This is a genomic window from Pseudomonas trutticola BRTCR10, from assembly GCF_056155105.1.
In genome coordinates this window covers 3,942,184-3,960,574 of sequence record NZ_CM149552.1, presented here as the reverse complement: position 1 = coordinate 3,960,574, position 18,391 = coordinate 3,942,184, and the positions used below count along the sequence as shown (strand labels likewise).

General features: G+C 58.2%; 19 protein-coding genes and 1 pseudogene. 9 read left to right on the top strand and 11 right to left on the bottom strand.

The genetic code is table 11. The features are described 5' to 3' along the window. The first annotated feature begins 183 nt into the window (after nucleotides 1–183). The 3 genes from ACVVH8_RS17895 (at nucleotide 184) to ACVVH8_RS17885 (ending at nucleotide 4,047) form a co-directional block, all read left to right on the top strand. Nucleotides 184–1,674, top strand: coding sequence for an aldehyde dehydrogenase (locus tag ACVVH8_RS17895; protein ID WP_212809282.1), 1,491 nt, complete (start codon nucleotides 184–186; stop codon nucleotides 1,672–1,674). A gap of 51 nt (nucleotides 1,675–1,725) precedes the next feature. After that, nucleotides 1,726–3,009 carry an NAD(P)/FAD-dependent oxidoreductase gene (locus ACVVH8_RS17890; RefSeq protein WP_475225306.1) on the top strand — a complete coding sequence of 428 codons (1,284 nt, stop codon included), beginning with the start codon at nucleotides 1,726–1,728 and terminating at the stop codon, nucleotides 3,007–3,009. 489 nt (nucleotides 3,010–3,498) lie between these two features. Next, on the top strand, nucleotides 3,499–4,047 hold the full coding sequence (locus ACVVH8_RS17885) for a cupin domain-containing protein (protein ID WP_007950154.1): 549 nt from the start codon (nucleotides 3,499–3,501) through the stop codon (nucleotides 4,045–4,047). A 60-nt stretch (nucleotides 4,048–4,107) separates the two neighbouring features. Here the strand turns inward: ACVVH8_RS17885 and ACVVH8_RS17880 are convergent, their stop codons facing one another. Beyond that, nucleotides 4,108–4,572 carry a hypothetical protein gene (locus tag ACVVH8_RS17880; RefSeq protein ID WP_401296821.1) on the bottom strand — a complete coding sequence of 155 codons (465 nt, stop codon included), beginning with the start codon at nucleotides 4,570–4,572 and terminating at the stop codon, nucleotides 4,108–4,110. 533 nt (nucleotides 4,573–5,105) lie between these two features. On the opposite strand from ACVVH8_RS17880, the gene ACVVH8_RS17875 reads away from it, so the two are divergent. After that, nucleotides 5,106–5,525: a hypothetical protein gene (locus ACVVH8_RS17875; RefSeq protein WP_103305922.1), complete on the top strand. Its 420-nt coding sequence runs from the start codon at nucleotides 5,106–5,108 to the stop codon at nucleotides 5,523–5,525. Between the two features lie 5 nt (nucleotides 5,526–5,530). On the opposite strand, the gene ACVVH8_RS17870 is transcribed toward ACVVH8_RS17875, so the two are convergent. From ACVVH8_RS17870 to ACVVH8_RS17860, 3 genes and pseudogenes are all read right to left on the bottom strand, one after another. Beyond that, complete coding sequence (locus tag ACVVH8_RS17870) at nucleotides 5,531–6,229, bottom strand: DUF4225 domain-containing protein (RefSeq protein WP_475225304.1); 699 nt, start codon at nucleotides 6,227–6,229, stop codon at nucleotides 5,531–5,533. After that, nucleotides 6,222–6,722: an Hcp family type VI secretion system effector gene (locus ACVVH8_RS17865; RefSeq protein WP_103305924.1), complete on the bottom strand. Its 501-nt coding sequence runs from the start codon at nucleotides 6,720–6,722 to the stop codon at nucleotides 6,222–6,224. The genes ACVVH8_RS17870 and ACVVH8_RS17865 overlap by 8 nt, the downstream gene beginning before the upstream one ends. A 215-nt stretch (nucleotides 6,723–6,937) precedes the next feature. After that, nucleotides 6,938–7,120, bottom strand: a pseudogene (locus ACVVH8_RS17860) (fructose-bisphosphate aldolase); the annotation flags it as partial. A 275-nt stretch (nucleotides 7,121–7,395) separates the two neighbouring features. Here ACVVH8_RS17860 and ACVVH8_RS17855 point away from each other — a divergent pair. Beyond that, entirely contained in the window at nucleotides 7,396–7,809 is a 414-nt protein-coding gene (locus ACVVH8_RS17855; protein ID WP_212809276.1) for a hypothetical protein, read from the top strand. A 135-nt stretch (nucleotides 7,810–7,944) separates the two neighbouring features. Here ACVVH8_RS17855 and ACVVH8_RS17850 read toward each other — a convergent pair whose 3' ends face one another. The 4 genes from ACVVH8_RS17850 to ACVVH8_RS17835 all read right to left on the bottom strand — a co-directional run bounded on the left by ACVVH8_RS17850 (nucleotide 7,945) and on the right by ACVVH8_RS17835 (nucleotide 11,628). Beyond that, complete coding sequence (locus tag ACVVH8_RS17850) at nucleotides 7,945–9,084, bottom strand: merozoite surface protein 3b (RefSeq protein WP_475225302.1); 1,140 nt, start codon at nucleotides 9,082–9,084, stop codon at nucleotides 7,945–7,947. 52 nt (nucleotides 9,085–9,136) lie between these two features. Beyond that, nucleotides 9,137–9,457, bottom strand: coding sequence for a hypothetical protein (locus ACVVH8_RS17845; RefSeq protein WP_475225299.1), 321 nt, complete (start codon nucleotides 9,455–9,457; stop codon nucleotides 9,137–9,139). Nucleotides 9,458–9,560: 103 nt separating this feature from the next. Then, nucleotides 9,561–10,481: a DUF6384 family protein gene (locus tag ACVVH8_RS17840; protein ID WP_401296832.1), complete on the bottom strand. Its 921-nt coding sequence runs from the start codon at nucleotides 10,479–10,481 to the stop codon at nucleotides 9,561–9,563. Nucleotides 10,482–10,503: 22 nt separating this feature from the next. Next, nucleotides 10,504–11,628 (bottom strand): DUF6384 family protein, encoded by a 1,125-nt coding sequence (locus ACVVH8_RS17835; protein WP_475225296.1) that lies wholly within the window; start codon nucleotides 11,626–11,628, stop codon nucleotides 10,504–10,506. Nucleotides 11,629–12,162: 534 nt separating this feature from the next. Between ACVVH8_RS17835 and ACVVH8_RS17830 the strand changes: the two genes are divergently transcribed. From ACVVH8_RS17830 to ACVVH8_RS17815, 4 genes are all read left to right on the top strand, one after another. After that, nucleotides 12,163–12,552 carry a hypothetical protein gene (locus ACVVH8_RS17830; protein WP_123528973.1) on the top strand — a complete coding sequence of 130 codons (390 nt, stop codon included), beginning with the start codon at nucleotides 12,163–12,165 and terminating at the stop codon, nucleotides 12,550–12,552. A 15-nt stretch (nucleotides 12,553–12,567) separates the two neighbouring features. Then, a complete protein-coding gene (locus ACVVH8_RS17825) occupies nucleotides 12,568–12,990 on the top strand; it encodes an HD domain-containing protein (RefSeq protein ID WP_475225293.1) in 423 nt (140 codons plus the stop codon). 27 nt (nucleotides 12,991–13,017) lie between these two features. Then, entirely contained in the window at nucleotides 13,018–14,037 is a 1,020-nt protein-coding gene (locus ACVVH8_RS17820; protein WP_475225291.1) for an AbrB family transcriptional regulator, read from the top strand. Nucleotides 14,038–14,161: 124 nt separating this feature from the next. Then, a complete protein-coding gene (locus ACVVH8_RS17815) occupies nucleotides 14,162–14,608 on the top strand; it encodes a hypothetical protein (RefSeq protein ID WP_475225288.1) in 447 nt (148 codons plus the stop codon). On the opposite strand, the gene ACVVH8_RS17810 is transcribed toward ACVVH8_RS17815, so the two are convergent. The 3 genes from ACVVH8_RS17810 to ACVVH8_RS17800 are packed head-to-tail and all read right to left on the bottom strand — an operon-like array spanning nucleotide 14,593 to nucleotide 18,278. Next, the gene (locus ACVVH8_RS17810) at nucleotides 14,593–15,618 is read right to left on the bottom strand and encodes a DUF2955 domain-containing protein (protein ID WP_475225286.1); all 1,026 of its coding nucleotides are present in this window, start codon (nucleotides 15,616–15,618) and stop codon (nucleotides 14,593–14,595) included. The two genes, ACVVH8_RS17815 and ACVVH8_RS17810, sit on opposite strands and share 16 nt — an antisense overlap. Next, the gene (locus ACVVH8_RS17805) at nucleotides 15,608–16,732 is read right to left on the bottom strand and encodes an HlyD family secretion protein (protein WP_475225284.1); all 1,125 of its coding nucleotides are present in this window, start codon (nucleotides 16,730–16,732) and stop codon (nucleotides 15,608–15,610) included. Before ACVVH8_RS17805 ends, ACVVH8_RS17810 begins: the two co-directional genes overlap by 11 nt. Beyond that, nucleotides 16,725–18,278, bottom strand: coding sequence for an efflux transporter outer membrane subunit (locus ACVVH8_RS17800; protein ID WP_475225281.1), 1,554 nt, complete (start codon nucleotides 18,276–18,278; stop codon nucleotides 16,725–16,727). Before ACVVH8_RS17800 ends, ACVVH8_RS17805 begins: the two co-directional genes overlap by 8 nt. Nucleotides 18,279–18,391 lie beyond the last annotated feature (113 nt).

Below are 18,391 nucleotides of genomic sequence, written 5' to 3'. Positions count from 1 at the left end.
CTGATGCACACCACCAACCCCTGTGGGAGCGGGCTTGCCCGCGATGAGGCCGTCACCTTCAGCATTGAAGGCGACTGACCCACCGCTATCGCGGGCAAGCCCGCTCCCACAGGGTTTTGGTCAGGTCGTGAAGATTGTCGGCATTTCGGCAATCACCCAATTCCCCCTTGTCGAGCCACAACAATGACTACAACCCGCAACGACTGGGAACAACGCTTCCAGTCCCTGACCATCGAATCCCGCGCCTTTATCAACGGCGAATACCGCCCGGCGATCAGCGGCGACACCTTCGAATGCCTGAGCCCCGTTGACGGCCGTTTCCTCGCCTCCGTGGCCAGCACCGACGAAGCCGACGCCAACCTCGCCGTGGAAGTCGCGCGCCAGTCTTTCGAGTCCGGCGTGTGGGCGAAAAAAGCCCCGGCCGAGCGCAAACGCATCCTGATCCGCTTCGCTGATCTGATCCTGCAGCACCAGGAAGAACTGGCGCTGCTGGAAACCCTCGACATGGGCAAACCGATCAGCGACTCGATGAGCATCGACATCCCGGCGACCGCCAACGCGATTCGCTGGAGCGCCGAAGCCATCGACAAGATCTACGACGAAGTGGCGGCCACCCCGCACGATCAACTCGGCCTCGTCACTCGCGAGCCTTCCGGTGTCGTCGCGGCCATCGTGCCGTGGAACTTCCCGTTGATCATGGCCAGCTGGAAATTCGCTCCAGCGTTGGCAGCTGGCAACTCGTTCATTCTCAAACCTTCGGAAAAGTCGCCGCTGACCGCCATCCGCATCGCGCAGTTGGCGTTGGATGCCGGCATTCCAAAAGGCGTGTTCAACGTTCTGCCAGGCTTCGGTCACACCGTCGGCAAGGCGTTGGCGTTGCACATGGACGTCGACGTGCTGGCCTTCACCGGCTCCACGGCGATTGCCAAACAGCTGATGATTTATGCCGGCCAAAGCAACATGAAACGCGTCTGGCTCGAAGCGGGGGGCAAGAGCCCGAACGTGGTGTTTGCCGACGCACCGGACTTGCGCGCAGCAGCCCAGGCCGCCGCCGGCGCCATCGCCTTCAACCAGGGCGAAGTGTGCACCGCCGGTTCGCGTCTGCTGGTCGAGCGTTCGATCCGCGAGCAGTTCATCCCGTTGCTGGTGGAAGCACTGCAAGCGTGGAAGCCGGGTCACGCACTGGACCCGGCGACCACCGTGGGTGCCGTGGTCGATCAGCGTCAACTGGACAACGTGCTGCGCTACATCAGCATCGGACGTGAGGAGGGCGCCGAGCTGATTGCTGGCGGCCAACGCGCTCTCGAAGAAACCGGTGGCCTCTATGTGCAGCCGGCGATCTTCGATGGCGTGACCAATGCGATGACCATCGCCCGCGAAGAAATCTTCGGCCCGGTGCTGTCGCTGATCACCTTCGACACCGCTGAAGAAGCGCTGCAGATCGCCAACGACAGCATCTTCGGCCTCGCCGCCGGTGTGTGGACCAGCAACCTGAGCAAGGCGCACACCTTCGCCCGGGGCCTGCGCGCCGGTAGCGTCTGGGTCAACCAGTACGACGGCGGCGACATGACCGCGCCGTTCGGTGGCTTCAAGCAGTCGGGCAACGGTCGCGACAAATCGCTGCACGCGTTCGACAAGTACACCGAGCTGAAAGCGACCTGGATCAAGCTCTAACTCTTTTACAACGGTGGTCGCTTTAACCGGCGACCCTCGGAGAACAATAAAATGAAACAACAACACGTCAACAGCTACTACGCCGCCACCCGCAACGAAGTCATCGACTTCCCGACTCTTGAAGAGTCGGTCGAGTGCGACGTCTGCATCATCGGCGCCGGCTACACCGGTCTGTCCTCGGCGCTGTTCCTGACCGAAGCCGGCTACAAGGTGACCGTACTGGAAGCGGCAAAAGTCGGCTACGGCGCCAGCGGTCGCAACGGCGGGCAACTGGTCAACTCCTACAGTCGCGACGTCGATGTGATCGAAGAACGCTACGGCGACAAGATTGCGGAAATCCTCGGCAGCATGATCTTCGAAGGCGCCGACATCATCCGTTCGCGCATCAAGGACTACGACATCAAATGCGATTACCGCCCGGGCGGCATCTTCGCAGCGATGAACAAGAAACAACTCAACGGTCTGGCAGAGCAAAAGCGCAGCTGGGAACGTTACGGCAACCGCAATCTGAAGATGCTTGACGCTGCGGATATTCGTCGTGAAGTCGGTTCCGATGCCTACGTCGGCGGCTTGCTGGACATGCAGGGCGGCCACGTTCACCCGTTGAACCTGGCCCTCGGTGAAGCGGCGGCCATTGTGCGTCTGGGCGGCAAGATCTACGAGCAATCGGCGGCCGTCGAAATCAAGTACGGCGAGCCAAACGTCGTACGCACCGCCAAAGGCCAAGTGCGCGCCAAGTACTTGCTGATCGCCGGCAACGCCTACCTGCCGCAAGGTCTGGACAACCGCGTGACCGCGAAAAGCATGCCGTGCGGCTCGCAGATCGTCGTCACCGAACCGTTGACTGAAAAACAGGCGCGCAGCCTGATCACCAACAACTACTGCGTCGAAGACTGCAACTATCTGCTCGACTACTACCGTCTGACTGCCGACAACCGCCTGCTGTACGGCGGCGGCGTGGTCTACGGTGCGCGTGAACCGGACGACATCGAACAACTGATCCGCCCGAAGATTCTCAAGACTTTCCCGCAGCTCAAAGACGTCAAAATCGACTACCGCTGGACCGGCAACTTCTTGCTGACCATGTCGCGTATGCCGCAATTCGGCCGCATCGAGAAAAACGCCTACTACATGCAAGGCTACAGCGGCCACGGCGTCACTTGCTCGCACCTGGCCGGCAAACTGATCTCGGAAATGATCCGTGGCGACGCCGAACGCTTCGATGCGTTCGCCTCGCTGCCGCACATGCCGATGCTCGGCGGCCGCACGTTCTCGGCGCCGTTGACTGCCCTCGGCGCGGTGTACTACTCGCTGCGTGACCGCTTCGGCATCTAGGTTACCTCCCCGGCGGCGGCCCCCAAGACCCCGCCGGTTTTTTATCTGATACACCAAAGATCAAAATGTAGGAGTGAGCCTGCTCGCGACGAGGCCAGCAAGGGCATCATCACTCCAACAGAAACACCACCAACCCTGTGGGAGTCTGGCTTGCCAGCGATGACGGCCTGACAACCTCCACAAAGCCAACTGACACAAAAGAGATCCAACTGTGGGAGCGAGCCTGCTCGCGAAGAGGTCATATCAGCCAACATCCATGGCGCCTGACGCACCGCTTTCGCGAGCAGGCTCGCTCCCACAGGCACTGTATTACCAAGGCAAGAAGGACTTTTGCCGCACCGTCCATCGAACCTGCTGAGCAACATCAGCAAACGTGATTTAATAGCCGCCTTTCACGGTTCCGGGACACGGGAGCAACGTGATCCGCGCCCCGGCGCGTCACCCGCCACCCACCCCCATTACCCTTAAGTACCTCAACATAAGGCTGTCATGGATACGGGTTCTCGACTCAAACTAGTACGCGAAAGCTACAAACTCTCCCAGCGCGAGCTGGCCCGGCGTAGCGGCGTGACCAATGCCACCATTTCCCTGATCGAACAGAATCGCGTCAGTCCCTCGGTCAGCTCCCTGAAAAAGCTGCTCGAAGGCATCCCGATGTCCCTGGCCGACTTCTTCACCTTCGACCAACCGCCGCGCGAGCATCAATACGTCTTCCGCGCCAACGAACAGCCCGATCTTGGCCGCCATGGCCTGCGTCTGCTACTGATCGGCGCCTCAGTGCCAAGCCGCCAGATGCGCTTGCTGCGCGAGCAATACGCACCGGGCGCGAGCTCCGGGGAAGAGCCGATTGTGCATGCGGAAGGTGAGGAGTGCGGGCTGGTGACGCGTGGGACGGTTGAGTTGACCGTGGATGGGTCGGTGAGTGTTTTGAATGCGGGGGATGGGTATTACTTTCCGACAACGTTGCCGCACAAGTTCCGCAATATCGGGGCGGATGAGGCTGAGATTATTAGTGCGAATACGCCCGCCAACTTCTGATTACTGACCGATGCCAGAAGCGGCGGATGGCCGCTTCATGCGCATTCAATGACAGCGCCCTCAGGGCGTTGGCATGCTTAACCGATCCAGAGCACAGTTGTTGGCCGGTGTCTGCTCAGCCAGAACCAGTCGAGCTCCGGAATCCAGATCAACGATGTTGATCTGGCAGCTACTGATGACAGTCGGGCCATCGCTGATTCCACCTTTGACCACATATCGTGCGCCCGGCTTGAACTCGGTGACAAATTCGACCGAGCACCTGCGTTGCGCTGTGGCCGCACCCTCAAGCACCAGGCGGATCGGCTTGCCGGCCTCAATGGCTCGAAAACCCTGATGCTCCGTTGGATATCCCCCTCTGACCGAAAATAATTGCCGCTCGGGTGTCACCGGGACTGATCTGCCGTACTTACAGGCAATGGTCGGCGCTGCGCTGAGGGCGATGTAGTTGTGACGGCTGAGCAATGCGTCCATCTCACTGCGAATCTGCGCTTGAGGTCCGTTGGCCGGGGGCTCGTATTGCGGCATTGGCGCGCAACCTGCGATCAAAAGCAGGGCCGAGCCTGCGTACAACAGTTTCATGGCATTTCTGTCCGTAGTGGTTTGAGGTGGGTCATGAAGGTGACGGGATTACTTGCAGGGGGCTGCCTGACAGAATGACTTCTTTTGAGCACGTCTGCGTCATCTGGTCATTCGAGGCTCATCCAGCGGTCGGTGGCAGGATAATCGGCGCTGAAGCTATCAAATTGACACTATTTATTCCAGAGCCATTTTCGAGATGCGCAAGGTAGTTTTTTTGCGCCGTAGCGGAGATTCGTCAAGTAGCGTGGAGTGCGGGATTCCTTTTGGGGGGCGTAATTTCTTGATGGAAGGAAAAGTTTGTAGGCTCGATAGTATTGCTTTGTAAGAAAGCTCTGAGCAAGTACCTGATGACGCGGCATCCATGAAGCTATTGTTCTTCTGGCATGTTTGAATTGCATGACAGATATTCTTTATAGTTGGCAGGGCGTGAGGGGGAGTAGAAGTTCTCGTGATGTGTGTCTTGTGAGTGTGGGCTCTATATGTTGATTCGAGAGTTTTGTGTAGTTGTTGGTCTTTTTATCCTAACTATTCTTCTCAGTGCGTTGTATGGTGCGCTACTGGTACATAACCTTGGTAAGGTTTTTCCTTTGGATGGAGTTGTCAAAAAGGTTGTTTTGGGTTTTGTTTTTTTGGGGATGTTGTTTGTTAATTTTCGTTATTTCTTTGTTGAGCAGCTTGCGGAGTCGCTTGGTCGAGATACCAAGGTAGAAAAAACTCCAGTGATTGTCGGTTATCTTTATATCTTTATTTCTGCATTGTTTTGCGCTGAGGTTATCGTTCAATTCATCGCTCAGATTGTTGGTGAAGGATTCGGTTTTACCGATCTTTATCGGGGTGTTATAGGTGTGGTAGCGTTTGTGATAATTTCTATATGGTTTTGGTTGCGTACAGAATTGTGATACAACTAATTTGATGTTGGATTATTTGTGTCGTCTTTGTCTGTCATGCTTTTTATTGTAAATGAGTTAACCAGGGCTTCAAATGCTAAAGCCGCTTTTCCCATCTGATGGTAGACGTGCTCATAGTTTATCGGATCTCGAATAAACAGTTCGGTTGAGTCGGTTTTGCGAGTCAGTCTAAAGATGCCAATGATAGAAAGGCTTAAGTCGGCTGAGTAATAACTTATATTTCCATCGCTTTCTCCTAAAAAAACTTGGTAGAGCTGTCTAGTAGGGCCGGTGATACCTTCTTTGCCTGGGCCGTTGTAAATATTCCCTAGACCCTCGTAAATATTGTTAACGCCATGGGCGTAGTACGCTACCCCCAGTGGCAGATTAATACCTCTCCGTTGCCCTATTAATATCGTACCTGTTTGTGCCTGCATTACTCCCGCCGCTACGCCAACGCCATTTTGCGCATAGAACAATACTTTTTCCGATAAGTCAGCGTACTCATCTTTCAGTGCCAGCAACCCTTGCTTCGCACTAATGACACCTTCATCCACCGCCCGAATAATCTCATTCGCATAAGACGAAACGATCTCGCTAAATCGAAGTTGGCTGAAGCTGTCATACAACTGAGTCGCGCCAATCTGGCAGCCGAAGGCGACCAGATCAGCAGCAGCCCGTGTGACATCGTTAATGTCACACGAATCCTCATTCATCCTCGTTGCCCCAAGTGCTGTAGCCGCAGGTGCCCGCCTGAATGTGCGTCCAACTGATCTCTCGGTAAGTGAATGACACCAGTTCCTGTGGCTGTGCGTCGTTCAAATGGATGGCGTGGGGGACCTGGAGGTTGATGTGGGCGACTTTTGCACCGGCGATGTGGATTTTGAAGTATTTGTCCTGAGTACCAGCGGGAGAGGTTCGGTAGAAGAAAATGGTGCAGTCGAGCACTTCGCGTTCGTGAAGTGCGGAGGACAGGAGGGGGGAGGATTTGTCGATGTTCTTGGTGATCATGATCGGTAAGTGCTTGCCACGGTCGGCGGTGACGCCGCCGTTATTGTCGGTAGTCATGTTGTGGGAGTAGGCCAGGACCATGATTTCGTCGAGGTGACCCAGTTGGCATTTGTTGCCGATCGAATTTGTGTCGGAGCAACCGGCCGAGATCAGACCTTGTCGGTTTCCAGTAATGCTCATATAGCTGTGGTTGGCCATGGATGCTCTGCTTTATTGAATGGAGAACTCTTGTTTGAAGAGTAACCGTCGACTAAAGCCGGAACAGTGAGGTGCGGGTTCTCTGTGGGTGATGTTCAGACGTGTCTTACAAGGGGCGCGGAAGTCAGGAGATGATTATTCCGAAGTGCCAACGACGTTATCGCTGATTGGGTGACCGGGCTTTTATGAAGTTGGCACTTTTTGCAGTGTGTTGGTTATGAGGTCGGCGCTTCGAAACCTCGCTGCTCGATCACCCGAAACACGTCACTGACATCCTGGACCATGATTCGGGCGATGTTGGTGACGGTGTTGTTGTCGTGCTCGGCGTAATCGGGGAGGCTGGTGCAGGCGATGAGGTCGAGGTATTTGAGGACGGCGTTGAGGCGTTCGGCGAGGCAGGCTTCGTAATCCGTGGCGTGCGGCGTATCTGGAGAAATGAGCTCGCTGGTTTGGGGTCACTTCGTAGCCCATCGGGGATGAATCCCCTCGCCGCAAGGGGTGTTTTCCTACGCGTTTTTCAGACTTCAAATTTGGTCGAATCTCAAATCATGGCTTTGCGTGCCGTTGGGAACTTTCCTTTAAATTGATGTCAATTTGATGGCGTGTCGCGACGCTCATTTCGAACGGATCAAGCAGTGCCAGGCTGTTTCCTGGCAACCCAAGGAAGTGTGAGATGAAATTGATTCTTGCGATGTTGTTGCTGTTCAGCGGTTACGTTTCCGCCAGTTGTGCCAGCATCAGTGATCCTGTCAAACGCAACTATTGCCAGGCCACGCAGGAAGGCAGCAGTTGTTATTCCATCGACAATTACGATTTGCGCACGGCCTGCGAAGCGGAGAGGGGCGGTTCATGCGCCAGTATCGAGGATCGTGACCAGCGCGCCTATTGTGACGCCAAGAAAGGCGCTAGTTGTTCTTCCATCGACAATTACGATTTGCGCACGGCCTGCGAAGCAGAGAAAGGCGGTTCATGTGCCAGCATCGGGGATCGTGATCAGCGTGCCTTCTGCGAGGCGAAGCAGGGCAGTAGCTGTGCGAGCATCGGCGATGGGGACCTGCGCAACCAGTGTGAAGCCATGAAACGTTGATTGATCTGCTTGCCCCAAAGGCAAAAAAGGGACACCCAATGGCGTCCCTTTTTCATGTGCGTGATTCTTCAACGTCAATCGACGTAGACGAACGCCGATGCCCAGGCGGGCATCGGCGTTTTTGCATTGGAAACGTCAGGCAGCCTTGCTCAGCAGCGCTGCAAACTTGCGCTTGGCATCTTCCACGGCATCGGCAATGTCACGGGCGGCATTGCTTGATTCGGCGCGGTAGCTGTCGGTCAGGCTCTGCATGTCGGTCTGGAAGCTCAGGGTCGCATCGGCAAGCGCACGAACCGAATCGACCTTGATGGTCGAGCCGTAGCTGGCTTTGACCGCCGCCTCAATCTGTTGATTGCCGGCAGAGCCCAACGCTTCGAGCCCTTTGCTGATGCCTTCGGTCGTGGCATTGAGTGTGTGGGTCGCTTCGGCCAGGCCGCTGTTGCTGATGAAGGATACGGCGAGGCCGGTGAGTACCACTTCGTTGGTGGAGAAGAACGAGACCATGCGCTGATACTGGCGCTCCTTGATCACGTGCACCTGATTGATTCGGGCAAATATCATTTCGGCGGTGTTGTACCCGACCTTGAGGTCATCGGCGATGTCCTTGACGATCTGGTAGCGCTTGTCTTCATCCTGCAGGGCACGCACGGCTTCATCGCGTTGCAGCTCCAGGCTGGCGCGCCGGGCCGGTTCGGAAGTCTCGGCAGCGCTGACCTGAGCACTGGCGTCGTTCAGCGCCTGAGTGCGTTGTTCCAGCGCTTGGCCGGCCACTGCGAGAACTTGCTGGGCGTCGACTTCTGCGGCTTTCATCGCCATCCGGAAGTCCATGTACGCCTCAAGCACCACGCTTTCCCGGGCAATCTGGTCATTGGCCGACTTGCACACCTGCAAGTAGCTTTCGCGGATGTCATTGAAGCGGCTGGGAATCGAGCCGCGACGCAGGTTCATCCAGCTCAGCTTGAGTTTTTCCAACGTGTCGAGGCGACCGTCGTCCATCCATTCGGCCATGGCCGAAGCGTCTTCACGGATCGAGGTGAAGCGCTGGGTGATGTCCATGAAGCGCGTGGAAATGTCCATGCCTTCAGTCTGCTCGCGGACCATGCTGTTGAACGCGGTCGACTGCTGCAGTACCGAAGCGATGGCGGTAACTTTGCTGTTGTCGTACTGAGCGACGCGGTCGAGCAGTACCATCACCGGTGCATCATGAACGGGTTGAAACAGGTTGATGCCGATCGTGCGCAGACCAGTGAGTGCCCGTTCGAGGTAGTTGGTCATCGAGTGTCCTTACGTGGTGTCGTCTGTTCTGGGTGTGGGCAAGCATTAACCCTCAGCGGGCAGGCTTGCCGTACAGCTCTTCATTGCGCGCCTGCATCGCCAGCAGCATCAACTCGTTCTGGCGATTGCCAGCGTAGTTGATGCGCTTGGCCAGCAGGCCGTCGAGCCAACGCTGGAAAAAACCGAACGCGTATTGGTCGGTGCCATAGGCCCGATCACGCAGGAAGACATAGGCTTCGTTTTCACTGTAGGCGCGCAGTTTTTCCCTGCATTCCTGGCGGATGTCTTCGTAGTCTTTGGCACTGTGCGCCGGCTTCTGTCTGGCGGTCGATTGACTGGGCGATGACGCCTGGTTCTGGGAGGTTGAGGTCATTGCAGTACCTGTTTTTGATGAGAGCCATTACCGCCATTTGCTCGGAGAGTGGAATGCTGCGCATCAGGTGTCCTTTCGTGCGGCTGGCCAGGCAGTCGGTGGTTTATTGACCGATGCCAAACAGCTCGTCGTCGATATCACGGAACGTGGAGAACGCGTCGTCGTGAGTCGTCTCGTTATCGATGCGATCAAGCTGTTGCCCGAGCAGGGTCATTTGCTGTTTCAGACTGCCGGATTGTTCGATCCTGGCGGTACTCTTCGGATCTTCGCTGATGTCACGCAGGCTCTGGCGCATCCAGATGATTGCACCGGCGTACTTCATGTCGTTGTAGATTTGGTTAGAGTCGGTTTCGAACCGCAGTTGCTGGGCTTTGAGTGTCATGACTTGCAGTTCCACCGAGTCCAGATTGTCTTTGGTGATTTTTAAATCCACACCAAGATCCGTGCGAAAAGCGCTGGTTGGCATTCTGGATTGCGCACGCTGGAGCAAACGGCCGACGTTCGCGTTCGGGTGCTCCGCGTTACTCTTGCCCAACGCCGCGAGACGTTTGGTTATTGACTGCACTTGCTCGTTCAACGTGAAGCTTTTGTCGCGTATCGGCCAGGCATTTTTGACGAGGTAGTCAACTCTCCCGGCATCCTTGTTGTGGTGAGTCGCCCACAGAATTAGCGCACTGAATAACAGGATCAGCAGAATGAGTGGCGACAGGCGTATGGTTCCCGGTTTGTCGCTCGCCGGCGAAGCGCCACGGCGGCTGAGCCACTTGACCAGCCACGTATCGAATCCATTGAGTGCCGGGGTCTCCAGCTTCAGGCGATGGGCGAAAAACTGCCGCACACCTTGTTCTATCAGGTTGTCATCGAACTCGATGGCGTTACCGATGTAGTAGGCGCGGATGCGCTCGGCGATGTCCGCGCGACGGCGGGGCAGGTCCAGATGATCCTGAATCTGCTTTTGCTCATGGCGCAGTTTGTCGATGAACGCCATCGCCGTCAGTTGATCGGAGAGTGCGGTGCTGCTCATGGGGGGCGTCCTTCTCAATCTGTCATTCTCCCGAACCACCCCAGCGGCGCCAGTAGCCTGCATCTTTCATCGAGCTGATCAGATGATTGATTTTTCGTTCGGCGGCCGCCGAGTCACCGGCTTCAAGGAACTGGTGGATGACTTCGACTTTTCTGCGCAGTTGGGGTCGGATTTCATCCGGTACCCTGCGGGAGGTGATGCGCTCTTTCAGCGAGCGGTAGCGCATGGACTGCAGTTCGAGCATGTCTTGTTCATAGTTCCAGAGATCGCCACGCAGATCGTTGTACGCCGTTGAAGCATCCTGGGCACTGTCGTAGTCGGTGACTTGCTTGAGCAACTGGTCGACTTCCGCCAGACGCTGGTCCAGATTGCTGGAGTGGGCAATCCCGAGGGCAAACTTCGGGTCTTGCAGCATTTCTTTGAGTTGATTACGAGTGTCGAGGATACGTCCGGCATACTTCACATTGCCTTCAACATCGTACAGAGACCGGTTGACTGCATACCGGCCCTCTTCGAGTTCTTTGACCCGACCTTCGATCGCGGCTGCGTTTGCCGATGTGACGGGCTCGGAAAGACCGATAGACGTGCGTACGTCGGTAGCCGGCAGCGCGCTCCGGGCGCGCTGCAGCAATACGCTGGCCTGCGGGTCCGGTTGTTCGGCCAGCCTGCGAGCCAGGGCCTCCACGGCGCCACGCTGCTTGTCCACCTCCCGGAACAGCTTTTTGCGATCATCGCGGACAATCGCGGCGTCAGTGCTGATCTCGCTCACTTCGGCTGGGCTGTAAACCGTCGGGCTAGTGAATTTGTAGACCACGAAGGCAATGCCCAATAGCACCATGGCAGAGGTTCGCAGCGTTTTGATCACACCGGAGCGCCGGACTAACGTGTTGATCAGCCAGGTGTCGATTGCACCCACGGGCGGCATTTCCAGCAGCAGGCGACGCGCGAACACCTGACGCACGCCTTGTTCGATCAGGTTGTCGTCGAATGCGATGTTGTGGTTCTGGTAATAGCTGCGAATGAGCTCGGCAATTTCGGCTCGGCGTCGCGGCAGATCGAGGTGTTCCTGAACCTGTTTCTGCTGATGGCGCAACTCATCGACCAAGGCCATTGCGCCCATCTGTTCGGAGAGTGGAATACTGCTCATCGGTGTCCTTTCCAGGTTGAGGCGTGATGCGGGGCAAGCATGGCGGGGGGAGTATACCGAACGGTCAATCCCGAGTGCCCGCCTCGTGCCAGAGGCGGGCAAACATTATTCGCGAGATGGCCGGGCCGAAACGACTCTTGGGGACAGTGGCGTCGGTGGCACCCATCAGCCATTGGTCGTGGCTCTGCAGTCCCTGCGCATGTCATCGTTTTTGATGTTTTCACAACCGGCGTGCGCGTAGCCGCTCAACATCAATAACATCAAGAGAATCAGTCTCATCGGGGGTACTTCCATGATTGTCAGGAAACAGCCTGACGCTGAGTGATGCCGCATGACTAAAGACAATTAGCGATATCGCATTGACATCACTTTAAAGAAAAGTTCATGGCCGGCCTATGCGCAGGACAAAAATTCGAAGTGTCTTCGGATGTTGATTGGTGCGATTCAGTTGATTTTTGATTTGCCATGGTTGGGTGAATCCGTGATGGTATGCATGAAACAGTTTGTAACGCCTCGCCACGGACGGACCCACACATGATCGAAATCGGCGGTCGCAATAACGCCCCCACGCCGCAGCACAAGACCCACGACGTCTACTTCTTCAGCATCGACTTGACCCGAGCGGCCACGCCTTTTTGTTTCGAACAATCGATTGGTGGCGGGCATGCCGAGCAGGGCGGCGCGATCTGGTTGGCGCTGGATGAGCTGGAGGCCTGGCCCGGTGAGTGGCGTGAGCATTTGAAGAAGTCTGATTGTGCCTGGGTCGCTGAGTTGATCGATGCACATCCTGGTGTGGATCAAGTGACATTGGTGTCGATGATTCTCAAGCGTCACTCCGAGCCAGCGAAGCCAGTCGGTCGCTTGAAGGCCATTGGCGCTTGGCTCAAACGCAATATCCACGTTGGCGGCCGGTATGGCATTTAACTTGGGGAGATTCTCATGACTCAGACGCTTGAACGCGCAATCGCCATCGCCGCTGCGGCCCACGCTGGGCAGGTGGACAAGGGCGGAGCGCCGTACATTTTGCATCCGCTGAAGGTGATGCTGCGCATGACCACGCTGGAGGAGCGCATCGTCGCGGTGCTGCACGATGTGGTCGAGGATTGCGCTATCAGTCTCGACGACTTGCGCAAGGAAGGCTTCAGCGAAGAGGTGCTGACGGCCATCGCATCGGTGACCAAAGTGCCCGGCGAGTCCTACGAGGATTTCGTCGTACGCGCCGCACAGAACCCGATCGGTCGCGTGGTCAAACTCGCAGATCTGGAAGAAAACAGCGACCTGTCACGGATCGCCTCGCCGAGTTGGGAGGATCTGGAACGGGTCGAAAAATACCGACGCGCGATCGGACGGTTGCGCGCTTAAGTCATTCGAATAGCCAGGAAGGCGAATATGAAATCCATTCTGTGTCTGTTGATCGCCGCCGGGTTTGGCGTTGCGTTGCAATCCCTCGGCGTGCCTCACGGCTTGTTGCTGGGTTCGATCCTTGTCACGGCACTGGTCGTGACGAAGTCAGGTTTCGCACCCGCAACGCCTTATGGGCTGGGTTATATCCAGGTCTCGCTGGGCATCGCCACCGGGCTGATGTTTGAGGCGTGGGACAGTGCGACGGCGTCGACCATGCTCCCAAGCCTTGGCGTTTTGCTGCTGTGTCTGACGGTGCAGATTGCCCTGGCCGGTTGGTGGCTGACGCGTGGGGCAGGGTGGAACCGCACGGATGCGCTACTCGCGGTGTATCCGGGGGCACTGGCGGCGGTGTTTGATTTGCTCGAGTCGGAGAAGGCGTCGAGCAAAGTCATCATCGTGCATCTGATGCGGTTACTGCTGATCACGGTGTTGGTGAGTTTTTTGATTCCGGGGCAGGTTTCAGTGGCTGCTGTTGAAAGCGATCCGTTGACCACCGGCATGGCGCTGACGGTTTTCTCGGTAATCGGCTTGAGCGTCGTGCTCGGTCGATTGCTGCTGGTGATTGGCGTGCCGGCGCCCTTCATGCTCACGGCGATCATCATCACCGCAGTCTGTGTAAAAACAGGCTGGTTGCACGGTTTTCACATGCCCGACTGGAGCTTGAATCTGGCGGCGCTGATTCTCGGCGTGCGCATCGGCTCGCGGTTCCAGGGTTTGGGCTTCAAGGAATTGGGCCTGCATGGCCGCACGGCGCTGATCTCGGTCGGGTTGATGATCGTAGTCGCGGCGGCATTTGCCGAAGTGGCGGCGCGATTCCTCGGGAGTGATCCGTTGTCGTTATGGCTGGCGTACATGCCGGGGGCGATCGAGACGATTGCGATTGTCGCGTTTGCCGGTGGGCTGAACGTGGTGTTTATCCTGACTCACCACTTGGCGCGGATGGTGCTGCTGCATTTTGCGCCGGCGTTGTTGGTGCAGGTGCGGCGGGTGCGGGAGGGGGCCTGACTACGCATCATCCGTCGTGGTGAGGGAGTTTGCTCCTTCACCACGCAAATGAGATTGCTGCTGTTGAACTACACTTCCCGATTACCCCGCCTCACAGCCAATCCAGGCCCCGCCGGAGGTAATCATGAACCGTTTATCGTCCACCGCTCTCTTGATCGCCGCTCTTTGCGCCACGCAAGCCAATGCGCAAACCGTCGTCCCGCTCAAGGGCCAGACCTCGCAACAAACCCAGATCGACATCAACGACTGCCACTCGGTCGCCGCCAGTTCCACCACATCAACCCCGCAAACCGGCGGTCGCCTGAAGGGCGCTGCCGTGGGTGCTGCGGCCGGTGCAACAGCGGCTGAGGTGCGCGGTCGCCAGCACGACGAGTTGTACGATGCGGTCGACGATGACCGTAAGCAGGATTACCGGCAGAACCGCGCCAGACAGACGGCAACCGCCGGCGCTGTAGTCGGTGGCGCACGGCAGCGGCAGGAGCGACGCGCGCAGAGCAAAACCGATGCGGCAGCCAGTTCCAGTGCCTACACCGGGTGTCTGCAAGGGCGCGGCTATCAGGTCACGCCTTGACGCTGGGGTTTGTGCGCTTCGAGCAGGTGCATCATCAGTGCGCTGTAGAGCGTCACCAGAATGAACAGGCCCATGCGCACGGCGAATGCGGTGTAGACGTCTTTGCCGGCGGCGCTGTCCTGCACTGATTGGCCGAGCAGGATGATCATCGTCACCAGGGTGTTGAGCCAGAAGCCCGGACTGAACCGCGTCGGACTGAGGCGATAGAGTTTGCGCGCCAGCCATAACCCGAACAGCAGCATCCACAGAAAGAACATCCACAGGTGCACGAACAGGCTCAATCCGCACCACAGCAGTACCGCCAGTACACCCGCGAGCAGGGTCGAGCCGAGCAATTCGCGCCCGGCGTGGTGGGTGTGAGTGGTGGAGCTTTGCTGGCCGAGGCTGACAGCTTTGAGGATGATCGGCAGGTAACTCGCCGGGTCATTCAGGGCCAGCAAAAAGGTTGGCAGCACGATCAGCGTGGCGCGCAAGGCCACACGCGGGACTTCGTCGGCGGGCATCGCGGGCGGCTTCGGGGGCACAGGGCTGTCGGGCCGTTCCGGAAACAGTGCGTGACTGATACCGACCACCGCGACCGCCAGTAACAGGCCTTTGACCAACGCGCCAATCACCGCCATCGCCAGATCAAACTCGGCGAACCCGGCGGCAGAAATCATGGTCATGCCGATCATCAGAAACGTCACGATCAACGGATTGCCGCCACGCAGGCCAAAGCGAAACACCACAAACAAACCGGTGCCGATCAACAACACGCCGCTCACCGGGTAATAACGCAGCAACGGCACCAACAGCAGGCCAATGCTCGTGGTGAGCGCCGCCGCCAGCGCCAATACCAACGCACCTTTGAGCGGTAATGGCCGGGGCAGACTGGCCAGCAGCAACACCGCCAACACCGGCGAAATAAACGCCAGCGGCAATGCCAAGGCATAACTGGCAGCGGTGCACAGCGCCGTGCCGAACGCCAGGCGCAAGGCCCGTTGCGTCGGGACGCTGCGCTCAGTAGGCATACGACAGCCAGCTCATCAGGCTGACAAACAACCGTCCCAACGGGTTGAGCGGATTGCCTTCGCTGGGGAACGCCATGACTTCAGCCTGACCGCCAGCACGGATGGCGCGGCTGTCTATCAGGCGTTTCTTTGCCTCTTCCGTGAACTCGATGATCACCGGAAAACGCTGCGCCGGACGCAACCAGTCGCGGCTGTTCTGGATGCTCGGCAGGGTGCCCGGCGCCGGGGTCTGGCCGACGCTGACGCCGTAACCGACGCTGCGCACCCGGCCCTCAAGCACCTCACCGGGTAGGGCGTCGAGGACGATGGCCACCGCCGTTCCGGGTTGCACGCGGCCGAGGTTGTTTTCGGTGAGGTCGGCGCTGATCCACACGTCATGAATCGCGATCAAGGTCATCACCGGGCTGCCCGCGGCGGTGAACTGGCCGACGTCGGTGCGCAGGTCGGTGATCAACCCGGCCGAACGCGCGCCGATGCGGGTGTTGGCCAGATCCAGTTCGGCTTTGGCCAGTGCCGAGGCAGCGCTGCGCAACTGGGCGTTGGTGTCGGTGTTGCCGCCTTCCTGCTCTTGTGCGCGCTGTACTTCGGCGCGGGCAGCGGCGACTTGGGCGACCGCTTGTTCGCGGTTGGCTCGCGATACCTCAAGAAGACGGACAGAGACCGTGCCAGGGTCCTGTTTATACAAACCTTCAAGCCGCTGATTGTCCTGCCGCGCCTTGAGTTCGTTGGCTTGGGCTGCGCGTAATGAAGCTTGCGCCGAAGCGATTCCGGCAGTGCTCGCACCGACCTGACGGCGGGTCGATTCCAGATCGGCTTTCGCCCGATCGACCGCTATTTGCAGTGGCTGTGGGTCGAGTTCAAAGAGGACATCGCCAGCCTTTACATCCTGATTGTTGCGCACGTTGACGCGGATCACCCGACCCGCAACTTCCGCCGCCACCGGAATCACGAATGCGCCGACCCGCGCTTGTTGGGTATAGGGCGTGTAGCGGTCGGCGAGCAGGTACCAGGCCAGGCTCAGTACGATCAGCAAAAGCACCCAGCGGATGCCTTTTTTTGCAGGATCGGGCTGGGCAGGCGCGGGGGCCGGGGCGGGTGGCGCGGCTTCAGTCATGACGGGTTACCTGCGATGGGAGGGGATACGCCGGTTGGGCGGGCGGCGCGCTGAGCAAATCGCCCCAATTAGTGCGTTGTTGCATTTGTTGCCGTGTCGGCTCATCGACCTGCGGCGCGTTGCTTTGCCAGCCGCCGCCGAGGGCTTTGTACAGGGCGATCAGGTTGCTCACGGCGTTGCTACGGCTGACCAGATAGTTATCTTGCAATTCGAGCAGGGCGCGTTGCGCGTCGAGCACCCGCTGAAAGTCGGAATAACCTTCGCGGTATTGCGTGTTGGCCAGCACCAGCGAACGTCGCGCAGCGCCTTCGGCCTCGCGCAGAATGCGTTCGCGCTCCAGCGCTTTGCTCAAGCCGCTGGCGGCATCGTCGGCTTCGCGCGCAGCTTGGCGGACCTTGTCGCGATAGGCTTCGATCAGTTGCTGCAAACGCGCGTCCTGCACCCGTATGTTGTTGCGGATACGGCCGTAATCGAAGATGTTCCAGCGCAGGCTCGGGCCTCCGATCAGATCGAGGCTGCGCGGCGTCGCGCCAAGGGAATCGCTGGACCAGACGATGCTGCCAAGCAAGGTCAGCGACGGATACAGATCGGTTTCGGCGACGCCGACCAGCGCCGATTGCGCGGCAACATTCAGTTCTGCCGCGCGTATATCCGGGCGACGCAACAGCAGGTTGGCCGGGACGTCTTGCAGCACGGCGCGATCGAGCAATGGAATCAAACCTGTTTGCTCGGCCAGCAAGGCCGCGCCACCGGGTGGCTGGCCGACTAAAACTGCCAAAGCGTTGCGGGTGCGCAGGACTTGATCTTCGAATGCGGGGAGGCTGCTGAGCGTGCCGAGGTATTGGGTTTTCGCCTGTTGCAGGTCGAGTTCGGCCGTCTGGCCGCTGTTGAAGAGTTTTTCGGTGATTTCGAAATTGCGCTTCTGCTGGACGGCGTTCTCCCGGGCGACGCGCAGGCGTGCTTCGGTGGTACGCAGGGAGAAATAGGTGTCGGCGACTTGCGCGCGCAGCAGCACGAGGGCGTCTTCGTAATTGGCCTGCGCGGCAAAGTAGCTGGCGTCGGACGACTCGATGGCACGGCTGAAACGACCCCAGAAATCCAGCTCCCAACCGACATCGAACGCGGCGCTGTGTTGCCAGAAATGCAGATCCTGCGGGTTGTTGCCGCCAGATTGATGGCGATCAACGTACAGGCTGTCGACACCGAGCTGTTGCAGTTGCGGATAGCGCCCGCTTTCAGCTATGCCCAATTGGGCGCGAGCTTCAAGCACTCGCAGCCCGGCGATTTTCAGGCTGCTGTTGTGCGCATCGGCTTCGCTGATCAGGCGATCGAGTACCGGGTCGGCGAACACCTGCCACCACTGGCGCAGATCCGGCTGGGCGGCACGTTCGCTGGCCTGTTCCAGCGCCACGCTGTTCCATTGCTTGCTCCACGTCTCGGCGGGCGGCTGAAAATCCGGCCCCAGGCGCACGCAGCCGCTGAAACTCAAGGCGACAAGCAACAACAGATGACCGGGCCGCGTCAGCAGGGCTGTTGTCGAAGGCATTGCGTTATGTCCCTGACCCGCAAATATCAGTGGAGCATAGACGGCGAATTGCAAATTGTTCGGGCGAATCTGCTGCTACGCTTTTCAGGCATCAGCCCCCACCCAAACAGGTA